The organism is Vibrio harveyi NBRC 15634 = ATCC 14126 = KCTC 12724 (genome assembly GCF_001591145.1).
GTDB classification, from domain to species: domain Bacteria; phylum Pseudomonadota; class Gammaproteobacteria; order Enterobacterales; family Vibrionaceae; genus Vibrio; species Vibrio harveyi.
The window spans coordinates 141,615-158,679 of record NZ_BCUF01000004.1 but is presented as its reverse complement, the minus strand read 5'-3'; the positions used below and the strand labels follow the sequence as shown (position 1 = coordinate 158,679).

At 46.3% G+C, this 17,065-nt stretch carries 16 protein-coding genes; 7 read left to right on the top strand and 9 right to left on the bottom strand.

What is annotated here, in order from left to right; genetic code table 11:
- Window positions 1–108 precede the first annotated feature (108 nt).
- Complete coding sequence (locus tag VHA02S_RS03705) at window positions 109–705, top strand: LysM-like peptidoglycan-binding domain-containing protein (RefSeq protein ID WP_005450551.1); 597 nt, start codon at window positions 109–111, stop codon at window positions 703–705.
- Between the two features lie 76 nt (window positions 706–781).
- On the opposite strand, the gene VHA02S_RS03700 is transcribed toward VHA02S_RS03705, so the two are convergent.
- The gene (locus VHA02S_RS03700; RefSeq protein WP_038897748.1) at window positions 782–1,642 is read right to left on the bottom strand and encodes a DMT family transporter; all 861 of its coding nucleotides are present in this window, start codon (window positions 1,640–1,642) and stop codon (window positions 782–784) included.
- Complete coding sequence (locus VHA02S_RS03695) at window positions 1,643–2,095, bottom strand: GNAT family N-acetyltransferase (protein WP_038897749.1); 453 nt, start codon at window positions 2,093–2,095, stop codon at window positions 1,643–1,645. It abuts the gene before it with no gap.
- A gap of 146 nt (window positions 2,096–2,241) precedes the next feature.
- On the opposite strand from VHA02S_RS03695, the gene dbpA reads away from it, so the two are divergent.
- Window positions 2,242–3,621, top strand: coding sequence for an ATP-dependent RNA helicase DbpA (gene dbpA / locus VHA02S_RS03690; protein ID WP_038897750.1), 1,380 nt, complete (start codon window positions 2,242–2,244; stop codon window positions 3,619–3,621).
- A 67-nt stretch (window positions 3,622–3,688) separates the two neighbouring features.
- Here the strand turns inward: dbpA and VHA02S_RS03685 are convergent, their stop codons facing one another.
- Together VHA02S_RS03685 and cpdB are read right to left on the bottom strand one after the other, a co-directional pair.
- Window positions 3,689–4,261, bottom strand: coding sequence for a Crp/Fnr family transcriptional regulator (locus VHA02S_RS03685; protein WP_038897751.1), 573 nt, complete (start codon window positions 4,259–4,261; stop codon window positions 3,689–3,691).
- Window positions 4,262–4,408: 147 nt separating this feature from the next.
- A complete protein-coding gene (gene cpdB / locus VHA02S_RS03680; protein WP_038897752.1) occupies window positions 4,409–6,370 on the bottom strand; it encodes a 2',3'-cyclic-nucleotide 2'-phosphodiesterase in 1,962 nt (653 codons plus the stop codon).
- A gap of 275 nt (window positions 6,371–6,645) precedes the next feature.
- Here cpdB and cobA point away from each other — a divergent pair, with 275 nt between their 5' ends.
- The 5 genes from cobA to cysC all read left to right on the top strand — a co-directional run bounded on the left by cobA (window position 6,646) and on the right by cysC (window position 12,512).
- Window positions 6,646–7,521: a uroporphyrinogen-III C-methyltransferase gene (cobA, locus tag VHA02S_RS03675; protein ID WP_009698871.1), complete on the top strand. Its 876-nt coding sequence runs from the start codon at window positions 6,646–6,648 to the stop codon at window positions 7,519–7,521.
- Window positions 7,522–7,579: 58 nt separating this feature from the next.
- A complete protein-coding gene (gene cysD / locus VHA02S_RS03670) occupies window positions 7,580–8,488 on the top strand; it encodes a sulfate adenylyltransferase subunit CysD (RefSeq protein WP_005450539.1) in 909 nt (302 codons plus the stop codon).
- An 18-nt stretch (window positions 8,489–8,506) separates the two neighbouring features.
- On the top strand, window positions 8,507–9,937 hold the full coding sequence (cysN, locus tag VHA02S_RS03665) for a sulfate adenylyltransferase subunit CysN (RefSeq protein ID WP_005528550.1): 1,431 nt from the start codon (window positions 8,507–8,509) through the stop codon (window positions 9,935–9,937).
- A gap of 208 nt (window positions 9,938–10,145) precedes the next feature.
- Complete coding sequence (locus VHA02S_RS03660; RefSeq protein WP_038897753.1) at window positions 10,146–11,870, top strand: SLC13 family permease; 1,725 nt, start codon at window positions 10,146–10,148, stop codon at window positions 11,868–11,870.
- 24 nt (window positions 11,871–11,894) lie between these two features.
- A complete protein-coding gene (gene cysC / locus VHA02S_RS03655; RefSeq protein ID WP_005450533.1) occupies window positions 11,895–12,512 on the top strand; it encodes an adenylyl-sulfate kinase in 618 nt (205 codons plus the stop codon).
- Between the two features lie 90 nt (window positions 12,513–12,602).
- On the opposite strand, the gene VHA02S_RS03650 is transcribed toward cysC, so the two are convergent.
- The 5 genes from VHA02S_RS03650 to zrgA all read right to left on the bottom strand — a co-directional run bounded on the left by VHA02S_RS03650 (window position 12,603) and on the right by zrgA (window position 17,052).
- Window positions 12,603–13,508: a TIGR03899 family protein gene (locus tag VHA02S_RS03650; protein ID WP_009698869.1), complete on the bottom strand. Its 906-nt coding sequence runs from the start codon at window positions 13,506–13,508 to the stop codon at window positions 12,603–12,605.
- Window positions 13,509–13,828: 320 nt separating this feature from the next.
- A complete protein-coding gene (locus tag VHA02S_RS03645; protein WP_005450528.1) occupies window positions 13,829–14,323 on the bottom strand; it encodes a DUF3299 domain-containing protein in 495 nt (164 codons plus the stop codon).
- A 5-nt stretch (window positions 14,324–14,328) separates the two neighbouring features.
- Complete coding sequence (locus VHA02S_RS03640) at window positions 14,329–15,588, bottom strand: ABC transporter permease (protein WP_005450526.1); 1,260 nt, start codon at window positions 15,586–15,588, stop codon at window positions 14,329–14,331.
- Window positions 15,585–16,313: an ABC transporter ATP-binding protein gene (locus VHA02S_RS03635; RefSeq protein WP_038897754.1), complete on the bottom strand. Its 729-nt coding sequence runs from the start codon at window positions 16,311–16,313 to the stop codon at window positions 15,585–15,587. Before VHA02S_RS03635 ends, VHA02S_RS03640 begins: the two co-directional genes overlap by 4 nt.
- Window positions 16,314–16,365: 52 nt before the next feature.
- Complete coding sequence (gene zrgA / locus VHA02S_RS03630) at window positions 16,366–17,052, bottom strand: zinc uptake protein ZrgA (protein WP_038897755.1); 687 nt, start codon at window positions 17,050–17,052, stop codon at window positions 16,366–16,368.
- Between the last annotated feature and the right edge of the window lie 13 nt (window positions 17,053–17,065).

The following is a 17,065-nucleotide window of genomic DNA, read 5'->3' as shown; positions in this document are numbered from 1 at the left end:
AAATTTCTGCTAATTTACGCCAAATTACATTTTACTTTGGCGAAAAACATATACTCTCCGCGCTGGTATTTTTATACTGAGATTAGAAGTATTAAGGGACTCATCAGAATGAATCGTCGCAGAAAGAAAAAGCAGCAAGTCGACCACGTCGAATTGATGAAACAAAAGTTCGCTGCTATCGATTGGAAGCAGCCGTTTAGCAAAGAGAAGTGGCAGGAGAGGATCGAGCCTGTCACTCAGTTTTGGCACCGTCTTCCAAAACTACATCAACGTGCACTAATGGTATTGGTGCCTGTGGTGTTGGTGCTTCTGATCATTCCAGTGCCAAAAGATACTGAAGCACTTATCGATGATACTCAAGTTGAGAATCAACGTGTTGCCATTCAATTGAATGCACAAAGCTTGAGTGAGCAGCGTTCTGCACAAAACTCAGAACCAAAGTCTGAGCAATGGAAAGAGTACACGGTAAAGAACGGCGATACACTGGCCCAAGTATTCCGCAGTAATCAACTGCCAATGGCGGACTTAAACGCCCTAGTTAAAATTGAAGGTAGCGACAAACCTTTAAGTCGAATCAAGCAAGGTCAATTGGTGCGCTTCAAGCTCGCTGACGATGGCAAATTAGATATGCTTCAACTTGAGAAAAGTGGTGAGTCGGTCATGTTCTTCCGTTTATCTGACGGGACATTCGGACGTAATAAATAACGTTCACTAGCAAGCATTCTAAAGGCGCGATGATTCGCGTCTTTTTTATGTCTGTCACCTTACTTGCTGCTGGAACTCAATCTTGTCCCTGTTGATTGGCATGTTGTCTTCTCTTATTCCATGGTAAGAGCGGTAATACGATCATCAGGATCCCTATTGCAGTCAGCCAATCTGGAATCTCGTCAAACCACCATATCCCAAAGAGTGTTACGAACACTAAGCCAGAGTATTCTGCTAAAGCAATTTCTCCGGCTGGAGCTTTTTGATATGCCATTACTGCCAAGCCGTTATAGCTTAAGATGCACACTGCACTTGCGATAACTAGTGTCAGTTCTTGCCAACTAATCGGCTGCCAATAAAACCAAGCCATTATCGCCGATATAGGCAACGAGAACAGCGTGGTCCACCAAAGTGTGGTGACCACAGACTGTTCACTGGGTAGCTTTCTTACCAATATATTAAACATCGCCAATGTGGTCGCCGTGCCGAGTGCAAACAATGCAGCCCAATGAAAATGATCCGGTCTGAGTACCACTAGGACACCAAGGAACCCGAAGCAAGTGAGCAAGATTTTACTTAGTGGAGGATGCTCTTTGAGGAACAATATCGACAGCGGCAACATTAAAATCGGCGCTGCGTAAAAAACCGCGTTTGCAGTTGCCAGAGGGAGGTGAGTCACCGCAACCATCATACATCCGCTACCAATTAATATTAGATGCGCTCGCAACAAGGTAATAGGTGCTTGCTTTAGGCTACGTTTATCCGGTTGTTGTCTGAGATAGAAAGGTAGGATGAGCAGCAGTGAAGCCAACTGGCGCACAAACATATATTGGAACGGGCTAATGCCGCCTTCAATCAGTTTAACGGCGACATCGGAGAGTGACGCCGCCAAGTTGCCGATAACCAGTAATAGTAACGCCAGATGGTGGGGTGACATTTAGCTTACTCGGCGCATATCCACATGAGGGATACCATCCTCAAGGTAGCTTTCGGAAATAACTTCAAAACCATGACTCGCATAGAAAGCCATCAGGTGTTCCTGTGCGCCGATATCTATCGTTTTACCTGCCCAAAGCTGTTGGCAATGTTGCAGGGCTTGCTCAAGCAGTTCATGTCCAAGACCACTACCACGAGCGCTTTGCTTGGTTACTACACGACCAATACTGACATTGTCGTAGGTGGTACCTGCAGGCAATAGGCGAGCACAGGCAACCAGTTCATCTCCTTTGTAACCTAATAGGTGAAAAACGCCTTCCAGTGTATCTTTTCCATCTAGCTCTGGATAAGGACAGGTTTGCTCCACCACAAAGACATCAACGCGCAATCGCAGCATCTCGTAGAGTTGTGTCGTCGTCAGTTGAGAGAAAGGTAGGGCAGTCCAGTTGATCATTTTCAATATCCATTAATGGGCGAATGCAGCTGACTTTACGTCGTTTTCTGCTATTACTCATTAACAATGGTTAATTTTCACTGGTCTTCGTGACAAATCTGGCGATAATGTGCCCTCTTTTTCATCCCACCTGAGGATATTTCCCTGTGAGCAAACAAACTTTTGACCAAGTAGGGCTTAATCCAGCGCTACTAGAGACGCTTGAATCATTGAACTACACCCATATGACGCCAATTCAAGCGTTGAGCTTACCTGCGATTTTGAATCAGCGTGATGTGATTGGTCAGGGCAAAACAGGCTCAGGTAAAACCGCGGCATTTGGTCTGGGCGTATTGTCCAACCTAAACGTGAAGCGCTTCCGTGTACAATCTTTGGTGTTGTGCCCAACGCGTGAACTGGCTGATCAGGTGGCGAAAGAGATCCGTACGTTAGGTCGTGGTATTCACAACATTAAAGTACTGACATTGTGTGGTGGTATGCCAATGGGACCGCAAATCGGTTCACTAGAGCATGGCGCGCATATTCTGGTAGGTACGCCCGGTCGTATCCTTGATCACCTAGAGAAAGGTCGCATTAACCTAGAAGAGCTAAACACGCTGGTCCTAGATGAAGCAGACCGCATGCTGGAAATGGGCTTCCAAGACGCACTCGATGCGATCATTGATGCAGCACCGAAGCAACGTCAAACACTGCTATTCAGTGCGACTTTCCCAGAGAAGATCGAACAGATTGCTCAACGTATTATGAAATCGCCAGAGATGATCAAAGTAGAATCGACACATGATACGTCGAGCATCGCGCAATACTTTTACAACGTTGAAGGTTCAGAAGCACGCGATGAAGCTCTGGCAAACCTACTACTGACGCACCAGCCAGAGTCAGCAGTAGTGTTCTGTAATACCAAGAAAGAAGTACAGAATGTGGCAGATGAACTGCATCACAAAGGCTTCAGTGTGGTGGACCTTCATGGCGATCTAGAACAACGTGAACGCGACCAAGCTCTGGTACAGTTTGCTAACAAGAGTGTGTCTATCCTTGTTGCAACAGACGTGGCGGCGCGTGGTTTAGACGTCGACAACCTTGATGCAGTATTTAACTTCGAACTGTCTCGTGACCCTGAAGTACACGTTCACCGTATTGGTCGTACTGGTCGTGCGGGCAGCAAAGGTCTGGCGTTCAGCTTCTTTGGTGAGAAAGATGGTCTACGTGTAGCTCGTATTGAAGAGTACCTAGATATGGATGTGGTACCAGCAACACTGCCAGCGAAATCAACTCAGCAGCCATACCAAGCGAAGATGGTGACGATTAATATCGATGGTGGTAAGAAACAGAAAGTACGTGCGGGTGACATCCTTGGCTGTTTGACTGGTAAAAATGGTATCACGGGTGCACAAGTGGGTAAGATCCAGTTAATGGCGATGCGCTCTTACGTTGCGGTAGAGAAATCTGTGGCGAAGAAAGCACTGCAAACTATCAGTAACGGTAAGATGAAAGGTCGTCAATTCCGTGCTCGTATTCTGAAGTAAGCAGAACCTCATTTAATGCAAAGGCGCTCGACATTGAGCGCCTTTGTTTTTTCCAGCCTATCTGACCTTATTCATTGCCTTTCTTTAAGCGCGACTTAATTCGGCTAAGACTGATCGCGGTAATCCCCAAGTAAGCGGCAATCTGGCTATCGGTAATGCGCTGTTCTAAGTCTGGATAGTGTTGACAAAACAGTTGGTAACGTTCTTCTGGTGAGTAAAGCAACATAAAACGTTCTTTGTTTTCTTTATGCATCAGTTGCGCTTCGAGCAGCTTTAAGTAGATAGGATGCTTTTCTGAACGCCACTGATGTAGTACTTCAACCGGTAAGCAAAACAGATGACAAGGCGTCAGTGTTTCCAATAAATATGGCGAAGTCTGATTCTTGATAAGCCCTTCAAAGCCAATCACCCAATCTTTTTCCCAGTAGAACTCTTTACTGAATTCCTTCCCTTTGTCGGTCAGATAACTGGCGTGACACAATCCCTCTAATACAAAGTAGATGTGCGAGCTGAACTCACCTTGGTGATTGAGAATATGGCGCGTTGGCAGTTCAAGCTGTTGCCCATGTTCAATAAGCTGATTTGCCTCATTTTCGAGGAAGCCATGATTGATTAAGTCTGAAAAAAGATCGCTGTGCATGTGATAACTCAGAAACGGTTTTTCTCATTCTAACGGTTTTTACTGATAACAAAAAAGCGGCTCATGAGAGCCGCTTGAAATCATTGTCAAGTATACCCAAGTCATTCTCGCAGAACCTAGCATCTCGAGGTTACTTGGGCATACCCCTTATTTATTCAGGTCGATTTGGTAAATCGCGAAACCAACTTCGTCAGTTGCGACACGTTTCATCGGGTATTGCCCTTTCTCTTTGATGAACTGCGCAGCTTTATCACTTGGTGAGGTTTCAAAGCGAACATCAAGTTTGTTATCCGATTTGATTGGCGCGAAAGACCAGTTGTTATCTGCACTTGGTGTTACTTCACCTTGCTCTTTACTGATGCGAGAGATGTAAGCAGCAACTACTGAGCGGTTCTCATCTGGAGAATCAAATGCGATGAAATCCGGACCAGTGCCTGGGAAAGTCGCGCTGTAAGCACGGTAGTTGTTGGTTGCAATGATGAAGTCTTGCTTCGGATCAACCGGTTTTCCGTTATAAGTCAGGTTCACGATACGTTGTGAGTCTGGGTTGATCACGTTACAACTTGCATCGTACTTCGGTGGTTGAGTGACATCGATTTGGTAGTTCACACCATCAATCACGTCGAAGTTATAAGTGCGGAAGTTATCCCAATTCAACAAAGACTGAGGTTTGGTGCTGTTGACATCAATCTGGTTGAACTGACCCGCGCTACACTCTAGCCATTCGTGAACTTCTTTGCCTTTAACCTTCATTGCTACCAGCGTATTCGGGTATAAGTAAAGATCCGCGGCATTACGGAAAGTCAGCTGACCGGACTCTACTTCCGTGAAGCCATTTGGATCGTCTTTACGTCCGCCCACTTTAAATGGTGCAGCTGCGCTTAGTACTGGAATGTCTGCAAGATCTGGGTCGCCTTGGATAAAGCGTTCCACGTAATCTTTTTGAGCAAGGTTTACGATTTGAATCGTTGGATCATCTTGTACAAGCGCTAGGAAGCTGTACATCACATCATTTGCTTTACCGATTGGCTGATTGACGAATTCACGTGTGCCTTTGTGGTCATCAACAAGTGCATCCACGATGCCTTTATCGGCTTCCGCCAACGACTTTTTGTTGGCTTTGTCGAAGATAGGGCGAGCTTCAGATTGACCCTCAACAACTTGCCATTTGCCGTCTTTTTCTTTCAGCATCAAGTCCATTACGCCAACGTGGCTACCCCAGCGACCTGGCATGACTGCGGTTACGCCATTAATTGTGCCTTTTGCGTTGTCGACACCTTGCAGCTTGGCAAAGTCTTTACCTGGGAACACGGCGTGAGAGTGACCAAACGCAATCGCATCAATGCCTTCAACTTCTGTGAGATAGTAAACCGAGTTTTCAGCGCCGAGCTTGTATGGGTCAGTAGAAATGCCCGAGTGTGGAATCGCCACAATCACGTCAGCACCTTCTTTCTTCATCTGAGGAACCAGCTTTTTCGCAGTCTCAGTGATGTCTTCAGCGAAAACTTTACCTTCTAGGTTTTTCTTATCCCACACCATGATTTGCGGTGGTACGAAGCCGATGTAGCCCACTTTGATTTCGTGGCTTTGACCATCAGTGTCTTTGAACGTGTGCGTTTTAATGAGATAAGGTTTGAAGTAGTGCTCACCTGTCTTCTTGTCGAAAACGTTAGCACTAACATAAGGGAAGTTCGCACCGTCGATAGAGTTTTTCAGGAACTCAAGACCGTAGTTGAATTCATGGTTACCAATGTTACCCACATCGTAATCCAACTGGTTCATCGCTTTGTATACCGGGTGGATTTCGCCAGCGTTAATCCCTTTCGCTGCCATGTAATCGCCCATCGGGCTGCCTTGAATCAAGTCGCCATTGTCGACCAATACACTGTTTACAGCTTCTTCACGAGCTTGCTTAACCAGTGTTGCCGCACGGCTAAGACCGATTTGTTGAGAAGGCTGATCTTTGTAGTAGTCGTAATCCATCACATTGGTGTGAATATCGGTGGTTTCGATAATACGTAGCTTAATAGTGTCCGCCATTGCTGGACCTGCAAGCGTAAACATACCGCTTAAAACTGCGACGGATGCGGGATTAACTGCCATTTTCATGAGGTGCTCCAATTAAATGGGATAGAGGGGTCGTACAGCGTAATGTAACAAATATTAGTGCAAGCTCAGGCTAAGATGCAGAAAACTGTGAACATTAGGCAATTAAATGCGGAGGAAAGTGTCAAAGTGATGCCTTTTTCACCATTTTGAATGAGACCTAACAAAAGCTTCTTAGCAGTTTTTTGAATAAAAAATGAAATTTTAGAATTTCCGGTAATATAAACCCACCGCCATAATGCCATCCATAACGATATCAATGGATGATGAGCAAGCACATGGCAGTTAACGATTCAGTAACGAATTTTCCAATCAACAAGCCCCGGCTGGTTTCGAATAACCGAGCTGCCGATCTTCCGCGTTTTAGCAAGCAATCTCTTCAACCGGGTGAAGTTGCCCTTGTTGGTGCCGGTCCCGGCGACCCTGAGCTGTTAACACTGAAAGCACTTAACTGCCTACAACAAGCTGACGTCGTGCTTTACGACTACCTAGTGTCTGACGAGATCATGGCGCTAATTCCAAGCGAAACCATTTTGGTGTGCGTGGGTAAACGTGCTGGTCACCACAGTGTGCCGCAAGAAAAGACTAACCAATTGCTGGTGGACTTTGCCAAGCAAGGCTACAAAGTGGTGCGCATTAAAGGTGGCGATCCATTTGTGTTTGGTCGCGGTGGTGAAGAATTGGAAGTTTTGGCTGATGCCGGTGTTCGTTTCCAAGTAGTTCCGGGCATTACTGCCGCTGCGGGTGCGACTGCTTATGCCGGGATCCCGCTGACGCATCGTGATTACGCGCAGTCAGCACTGTTTGTTACGGGTCATCTTAAAGAAGAAAGTGACGACATGGACTGGTCGACATTAGCGCGCGGGAATCAGACTTTAGTGATCTACATGGGACTGATGAAATCACACTATATTCAGAATCAGCTCATCAAACATGGTAGGGCAGCCTCAACCCCTATCGCCATCATCGAGCGCGGTACGCAAATCCAGCAAAAAGTTTTCACCGGAGAACTTTCTCAACTATCTGAATTATCTAAAGAAGCTCAAGCTCCGTCTTTGATTGTTGTCGGCGAAGTTGTGCGTCTGTCTCAAAAGTTGGACTGGTTTTTGTCTAGTACTGAATTCAACAAAAGTGCTATTGCCAGCTCCATATAATTTCAGACCAAAGATTAGGGACTAATGAGCCTTCAAGCTTAAAAAGGAAAGACAAAACATGGACCAACAACGTTTAACTCACCTTAAACAACTCGAAGCGGAGAGTATTCATATCATCCGCGAAGTTGCGGCTGAGTTCGATAACCCAGTCATGATGTATTCGATTGGTAAAGATTCATCAGTCATGTTGCATCTTGCGCGTAAAGCCTTCTACCCAGGCAAAATTCCATTCCCACTACTGCACGTAGATACGGATTGGAAATTCCGCGAGATGATCGAGTTTCGTGATCGTACCGCTGAGAAATACGGCTTTGAGCTTTTGGTTCATAAGAACCCAGAGGGTCTAGCAATGGGCTGCAGTCCATTTGTACACGGCTCTTCTAAGCATACTGACATCATGAAGACTCAAGGTTTGAAGCAAGCTCTGAACAAGTATGGTTTTGATGCAGCATTCGGTGGTGCACGTCGTGATGAAGAGAAGTCTCGTGCAAAAGAGCGCGTGTACTCATTCCGTGATAAGAACCATACCTGGGATCCGAAAAACCAACGTCCGGAGCTTTGGAAAACATACAACGGTCAAGTAAACAAGGGGGAGAGCATTCGCGTGTTCCCACTTTCAAACTGGACTGAGCTGGATATCTGGCAATACATCTACCTAGAAAACATCGAGATCGTGCCTCTTTACCTTGCAGACAAGCGACCGGTTGTTGAGCGTGATGGCATGCTGATCATGGTAGACGATGACCGCATGGAGCTAGAACCAGGTGAAGTGATTGAAGAGAAGAGTGTACGTTTCCGTACTTTGGGTTGTTACCCGCTGACTGGCGCGATTGAGTCTGAAGCAAACACGCTAACAGGCATCATCGAAGAAATGCTGGTGGCAACCTCAAGTGAGCGCCAAGGTCGTGCGATCGACCACGATCAGTCAGGATCGATGGAGCTTAAGAAACGTCAAGGTTACTTCTAAAGGATCTAAGGAAAGATAATGAACAGTGCAGTTGAAGCTCAATTAGCCGAGCTTGGTATTGAAGGCTATTTAAAACAACACCAGTACAAGTCGTTACTTAGATTCCTGACTTGTGGCTCGGTAGATGACGGTAAAAGTACCCTAATCGGTCGCTTACTCCACGACTCAAAACAAATTTATGAAGATCAGCTAGCGGCAGTTCACTCGGATAGCCAACGCGTAGGCACCACGGGTGAAAAGCCAGATTTGGCATTGCTGGTAGATGGTCTACAAGCAGAGCGCGAGCAGGGCATCACCATTGATGTGGCTTACCGTTACTTCTCAACGCAGAAGCGTAAGTTCATCATTGCTGATACACCAGGGCATGAGCAGTACACGCGTAACATGGCAACAGGCGCATCGACCTGTGATTTGGCTGTGATTCTGGTTGATGCACGCAAAGGTGTGTTGGACCAAACGCGTCGTCACTCATTCATTTCTAACCTACTGGGTTTGAAACACTTCGTTGTGGCGATCAACAAAATGGACTTGGTGGATTACTCACAAGAACGGTTTGAAGAGATCCGCGATGAATACTTACAGTTTTCAGAGAACCTAGCGGGTGAGACGGATATCCAAATCATTCCGTTGTCAGCGCTAGAAGGCGACAACGTAGTAGAGAAAGGACAGAACCTAAGCTGGTTCGAAGGTCCATCTCTGCTTGAGCTACTTGAGACTGTTGACGTTGACCACGAGAAAGGCGAAGGCGACTTCCGTTTCCCTGTTCAGTATGTAAACCGTCCTAACCTCGATTTTCGTGGTTTTGCGGGCACGATTTCATCGGGCTCGGTGAAAGTCGGTGATGCGATTAAGGCACTGCCATCAGGCAAAACCTCAACCGTTGCACGCATCGTGACCTTTGATGGTGATGTACAGGAAGCACAAGCAGGTCTGGCTGTGACCTTGACTCTGAATGACGAAATCGACATCAGTCGTGGTGATTTATTGGTACTGGAAAATGCGCAAGTAGAATCAACCAACCACTTGTTGGCTGACGTTGTGTGGATGACAGAGCAACCGCTGCAACCGGGTCGTGATTACGACATTAAGATTGCTGGTAAGAAGACGGTGGGTCACGTTGAAGCGATTCGTCACCAGTACGACATCAACAACCTTTCGACTCACGGCGCAGCGGAGTTGCCGCTTAACGGCATTGGCTTGTGTGAGTGGTCGCTGAACGAATCTGTCGCGTTGGATAACTACCAAGATTGTGCCGATACCGGCGGCTTCATCATCATCGACCGTCTAACCAATGTAACGGTTGGGGCGGGCATGGTGAAAGAAAGCTTGGCTGCTGTTGAGCGTGGTCTTGCGGATGTTTCTGCGTTCGAGCTTGAACTCAATGCTCTCGTTCGTAAGCACTTCCCACACTGGGAAGCCAAAGATCTAAGCCAGTTACTGAAGAAGTAATTTGGTTCATCAAGCCTGATGGGGTTGCGAAACCCGTCAGGCTGATTTCCCCCGAATCCAGGATGCTCCGGAAGCCCAAGAAACCGAGCATTCTGGCGTTCTTTTTCGCTTGCTTTGCTTTTTTGTCTGGTTACTCGTTTGTCACTCCGTGCAGCTAAGTTTGCACGAGTTGTTGTGCCCGTATTGGGTTTATTGGTAAGGATTGGCTATGTGGGAACAAGGATTTGTATTAGCGATTTTGCTTGGCATTATCACTTGTTTACTCGTAACCAAACTTAAACCTAGTTATGTGTTTGCTGGCGCAGCCTTTATTGCTTTTATGGCTGGTATGTTAGAGCTCAATACCATTGCGGCAAACTTTACTAACTCTTCACTTCTGACCTTAGTGCTATTAATTCTTGCATCAAGCGCATTAGAAAAAACGTTATTAATTAGTTGGGTCAGTCGCAGTATTTCTGAAGGTAATTTGGGTAGTGTTATTGCCAAATTAGGCTTTTCTACTGCTTTGCTTTCTTCTTTCACTAACAATACAGCGGTGGTGGTGTCATTAATTGGTGCGATAAAACGTAATCAACAGCACGCGCCTTCTAAGCTTTTAATTCCCCTTTCTTATGCGGCGATTTTTGGTGGCACGCTGACGCTGATTGGTACCTCGACCAATTTAATCATCAACAGCTTTGTTGAGGATGCGGGCTTACCAAGCCTGAATTTCTTTACTCCGACTATGATTGGTTTGGCGGTGCTGGTGGGCGGTGTGCTGATTCTGATTCCGCTAAGTTACCTTTTGCCTAATTACGATGACCAAAGCCAAGAAGACTTGCCTTACTTCTTAGAGTCTCGTGTCGAACCGGGCTCGCCACTGGTTGGACGTACTATTACGGAAAATAACTTACGCGCACTGAGAAAACTATTTTTGGCTGAAGTGATACGCGATGGTGTCAGTGTGCCTTCTGTTGGTCCTGATTTTGTGCTTAATGCTAAAGACCGATTACTATTTTGTGGTGATGTAGAGAGTGTTGCGACGCTACAAGAGATCCCAGGTTTAACGTTGTTTGGTCATCAACACCTCAACGGACAAAATTTTATGGAAGTGGTGGTGAGCTCATCGGCGACCTTCTGCCATAAAACGCTTAAAGAGAGCCGTTTTCGAGATCGATTTGATGCGGTGGTCGTGGCGATTCGCCGTGGTCATGAGCGTCTTGAAGGTGGCTTAGGCAATATCACTTTAGCCGCAGGTGATACGTTAGTTTTAGTTCCCGGTAAGCGCTTTGAAGCAGAACGCCGCGCGCATCGTAAAGAGTTCGTGTTGGTGAACGATTTAGATTCGAGTGCACGTTTGGATGCGAATAAATCGGCCTTGGTGTTGTTTGGCTTTGCTGCAGTGATTGGCTGTGCGTTGTTGGAACTCGTACCTATTATCAAAGGTCTGGCGGCGTATTTGATTGCGCTACTTGCCTTTGGTGTGATTCAACTTTCTGAACTTCGTCGTCGCTTCCCAATTGATATCGTGGTGATTGTTGGCTCTGCGTTATCTATTGCGCAATTGATGATTTCATCCGGCTTGTCGGTGCGTATGGGCAATATGTTTATCGAAGCCTTTAATGGCTGGGGCGTGTTTGGCGCTTTAGTTGCAACTTACATCATGACTCTGGTGCTAACGGAACTTGTCACCAATAATGCGGCGGCGGCGCTGTCTTTCCCTATTGGCTATAGCATGGCGGTAGGCTATGGCGTTGACCCAATGCCTTTCATTATGGCGGTGCTGTTTGGTGCCAGTGCCAGTTTTATCTCTCCTTACGGATACCAAACCAACTTGTTGGTATACAGCGTAGGGAATTACAAATTGACCGATTATGTGCGAATTGGCGTGCCGATTTCCATTGTGTATTCAGTGCTAGTACTGACGCTGATTCCGGTCTTCTTTCCGTTTTAATCTGTAAATTTACAAGGATACGTTATGACTGCCGAAACTCCGGTAAAAGATGAAAACATCGTTTGGCATCAGCACTCGGTTGATAAACAGTTTCGTGCTGGATTAAAAAAGCAGAAGCCTGCGGTACTTTGGTTTACTGGGCTATCAGGTGCAGGTAAATCAACGGTGGCGGGCGCATTGGAAAATCGCTTAGCCGAATTGGGTTATCACACTTATTTGCTCGATGGCGACAATGTGCGCCATGGCTTGTGCAGCGATTTAGGCTTTTCTGAGCAAGACCGTCGCGAGAACATTCGCCGTATTGGTGAGTTAGCAAAACTGATGGCAGATGCGGGGTTGATTGTTTTGTCAGCGTTTATTTCTCCTCACCGCGCTGAGCGTCAATTGGTGCGTGATCTACTGCCTGAGGGTGAGTTTATTGAAGTGTTCGTCAATGCGTCTCTAGAAGTATGTGAAGGTCGCGATCCAAAAGGCTTGTACAAAAAAGCACGCGCAGGTGAAATCCCAAATTTCACCGGTATTGACTCAGAATACCAAGCACCAGCAAACCCAGAAATTGATTTGCCTGCGGGCGAAAAGAGTGTCGAAGAGCTGGTGGAGTTGTGTTTAATCGACCTTAAACAACGTGGCGTGATCCGATAAAAAAGCATTTGGATCATAGGTGGCCAAAAAGTCATTGAGCAGATAAAAGAGCTTTTGGATCATAGGTGACCAAAAGCTCTTTTTGCTGTACTAAACGGTGTGATTCACCGTAGGTTTTGCTTCACTATGAACGCTAAATCTCTGATTTAAAAGCGCTAACATCTGATCGTAATACTGGTTGTTAGGTTTATTTCCGAGCAGTTTACACAACTCATTACCTGTTGGGGTAAAGCGGTAGTACAACAGGCGCACGCCTTTCGTATTTACCTGCAGTGATAAGTTTTTACCTTGATAGGTGAGCATCAAAGGCGTTTCAATGCCAATTTCTCCGGACTCTAATTCAGTGCTGTGCAGCAGTCCCAATTCAATCAACACTAACAAGCTTGAATAAGGAAGCTGGAAGCTGCCCATATTAAGATTGCTAGTGGTATCGCGTTTGCCAAAGCTGAACATCCCGCCATGCGCTTTGTAGCCAATCAGCAGTTTGCGACTGGTATCTCCACCGAAGCTGCATGCCAGTGTGGCTGCCCGTTGCAGAGTCTGTGCTTCTCTCGGCGACATATCTTTAAGGACTTTAAGCGCTTTCATCGATGTTGAGCCGGGGTTGGTCACTTCGCGCTTCATGACTTGTGCCCACAACTTTTGCATTGAGCTGTTGTGGATGTCCTGAGCCATATCGAAAAAACGATACAACCAGTCTTGGTCAGGTTCACCTGCGGTCTCATCTCGACATGAGCTGTGCGCCAGTTTTAGGATCTGCTCTAAGTTCTTTTGTCTTTGCTCTTGGCGGCGTTGTTCACGCAATTGAGCGCGTTCTAGTGCGGTTTTAGCTGGAGGATCACTTTGCAACAATGCGTCTAACCCGTAGATTTGGGCAATGCTTTGAACACGGCTTGCACTGTCTTTAATGTAGCCAGACTTCTTTTCATGATGAGTATGTTTTTGTTGTGTGGGTTCGTGTTCGATAACAACAGGTTGCTTTGTTGGTTCTGCCATTTCATTTCCTACCAAGACTGGCGATTAGCGCTTGCTTAAATTTACACCTTTCCTGTTTTCTCGACCAGAGAGGCATGTCCGGATTTTGACAGAATAAGGACTATTCAAAATGATAATGAGTTGTTAAAATTGTTATCGTTATTTTGGAGGGGTGATGAAATATTCAGACGCAAGCAAACTGAGAAAACACCTGTCGATAGCGCTACTTTTGGTTTTGTATGTTGGCGTGTTAGCGTATTTATCTCGTTACATCGTATAAACAGCAGGCATAAAAAAGGCGCCGAACCGACGCCTAGTGTATTTATTTAATCAAGCAGACATTACATGTCATCGTAGGGTTCGATTGATGAGCCTTCAATCACGTAGGCAGTTTCTGCCAACTCATGTTCAATGGTCTCGGTTTTTAACGTTCCCACCACATAAATGACATCCCAAAGCTCCTGCACTGGGGCTCCTTTCGGGAATTTTACATAGATGATCTGATTTGGTGGTGGTGGCGGAACATGGATACAAGCGCCAAAATATGGCACCAGTAGGAATTCCGTCACCGTATTCGCATCACCTTCTAATGGGATGACAAAGCCCGGGATTTTCACTTTGCTGCCGTTAAGCTCAGGGCGAACATTACCAATCTTAGATTGAAGTGCCGCACCACCATTGTGGTCAGTGGCTGGCATGCCAACACTGTCGAACATCTTGCGCTCATTCTCTGGTACAAGATCAATCCAATCGAGCGTTAATGGTTCATCACTTGCCATTACTGGCGCAGTGAAGGAAATTAGTAGCAAACAGCTAGCGAGTATCTTTTTCCACATTTTTACTAAATCCTAATTGTCATTCCATCACTGAGCGATTGTCGGTAAGCGCGGAATGCTGGGATGAAGCCAATCACAATACCTGCACACTGTACAAAGCCAAGCAACATCCATTCATACGGCGACAGTGCCGTTAAGGTTAGGTGTATACCATAACTTTGTTGGATTATTGGTTGCAAGAGGGCAAGAATGGAATACAAGCCCGCAACACCAGTAATGATGCCTGCAAACGTCAGTAAACTCGCTTCACTGATCAGTAATGAGAAGACGTGTTTAGGTCTTGCCCCCATCGCACGCAGAATTGCCATTTCACGGCGGCGTTCTTGTAAGCTGGTTAGCAAGCTACTCAACATACCCAATAAACCTGCAACGACTACGAAGCCTGAGACTGCCATCAGTGCTTGTTCTGCAACCGACATCATGCCCCATAATTCATGCAGAGCGACGCCCGGCATGATGGCGCTAAGCGGCTCTTTCGGGTAAGTATTAATTTGTCTTTGCAGAGCAAAAGTCTGAATGCGTGATTTCAAGCCAACCAACATGGCAGTGATCTGTTTAGGTTGGAAGTCTCTGGCTTTGAGCTCAGCCGCACTTGGTGTCGGACCTAAGCGAGCCCCGCTTTCCCAACCGACGTGAATCGCTTCAATCGCTTCTAGAGAAACATGGACAGTTTTGTCCACCGGAGTGCCAGTAGGCGCAAGAATCCCCACCACTTTAAATGGCAAGTTATCGTGTCGACTGAAGCCGACATCACTGATGCCATGAGCAATGATGATCTCGCTACCAATCTTATAGCCAAGTTGTTTCGCAACATCAGAGCCAAGTACGGTTTCAAATAAACCATTGAATTCTCTACCTTCAGAGAAGGTTAGTGGTTGCTTACTTCCGTACTTATAATGTTCGAAGTAGCTGTGGTTGGTCCCCATGACTCGAAAGCCTTTGTGTGAATCACCCAGCGAGATTGGAATCGCCCAATCTACGGCGCGGTGGTTAGCAAACTCTTGGTAGCTCTTCCAGTCAATGTTGTTTGTGGCATTACCAATTCTGAATACCGAGTACAACAATAGGTTCACTTGCCCTGAGCGACCTCCGACAATTAAGTCTGTACCAGAAATGGTGTTAGCGAAGCTGTCTTTTGCTTGGGTTCGAATGCGTTCTACACCCAATAGTAGAACAACAGAAATAGCGACTGTCATGATGGTGAGAATAGCAGTCGCCTTGCGGTTCATCAGGCTTTTCCAAGCGAGCTTTACAACTGCACTCATGATGCGGCTCCTAGGGTTTGCGCTTGATTGATTTCAGGCAGATTGAGTGTTCGGTCAAACAAGGACTCTAGCGTCGGGTCATGGCTGACAAAAACCAGTGTCGCGTTAGCAAGGTTGGCTTGTTCCATTAATAGTTCAATGAAAGCCTTACGGTTGTCATGATCCAATGCAGATGTCGGTTCATCGGCAATCACCAATTCAGGCTGACCGATCAAAGCGCGTGCGGCTGCGACACGTTGTTGCTGACCAATGCTGAGTTCTGATACCGGCTTGTCATGCAGTGCTTTTGGTAAACGTAAGCGCTCTAATAGCGTTGTTGCTTGTTGCTCCAGTGATGCCGTAGAAGCATTTGGAGCAACGCGGTCGCGGCGAATTCTGCTGAATTGGCATGGAATTAGGACATTCTCAATCACATTTAGGTAAGGCAACAAATTGAATTGTTGGAAGATATAGCCAATGTGATCGGCACGAAATTTGTCTCTTTGGCTTGCTCTTAGGCTGGCGATATCACTGTCCAATACCGACAGTGAGCCAGATGTGAGTGTGTTGATGCCAGTTAACAAAGCAAGCAGAGTCGATTTACCACAGCCGCTAGGACCTTTGATAAAGACATGCTCGCCTTGAGCAATGTGAAGTTGCGGGATGTTAATGGTCGCGTTTTCTGAGCCGGGCCAGACAAACTGGGCGTTAGATAGCTCAACAACGTTTGACGTGGTTTCAGTCATAGTAAATCACCAAAGCAATGGCGTGTAAGTGGGTACTTACACGCCATATGAGTTATTTAATTGCGATCTTTGCGTTGTCTTTGCTTAGGTTAGTCGCAGACTGAGTGGTGTCAGTGAACAGGTTCACACTGATAGATTCCGTTGCTGGGAATTGCTTAAACCAAGTCGTATCTATGCTGTTTAGGTCTGCAACTGAATCACAGTGGTAGCGGTACTCTACGGTGAATTCACCATGACCACCGTGTTCATGGTCATGACCTTCGTGATGCTCGTGACCGTCATGATCGTGGTGGTCATCATGATCATGGTCTTTATGCTTGTCATGGTCATGTTTATCGTGATCATGCCCTTCGTGGTCATGTTTATCATGATCGTGACCTCCATGGTCGTGGTGATCATGACCTTCGTGTGACTCTTCTCCTAGCGTGTGAGCTACATGTACATCTTCAATTACACACTTTGCTTGCTGGTTGATAGCAAACAGTTTGTTCGTGTCTTTTAGAGCAGCAATAGCATTATTCAGTGCATTTTCTTGTTCTGCGTTTTCTGGTGCATGCTCAAAGCCCACTACGTCAGCACCTGGAGATGTGATTTCGATCAATAGGTCTTTACCGTCTTGAGCAATATTGAATTCTACGTGACCGTGCACGTGTGCTTCATGTTGACGGTATTCTTCAGCGTTAGCAGTAGCGGTTAGTGATAGACCGATAACAAGAGCTAGAGCGTGTTTAGATGGCATTTTCTTATCCTAA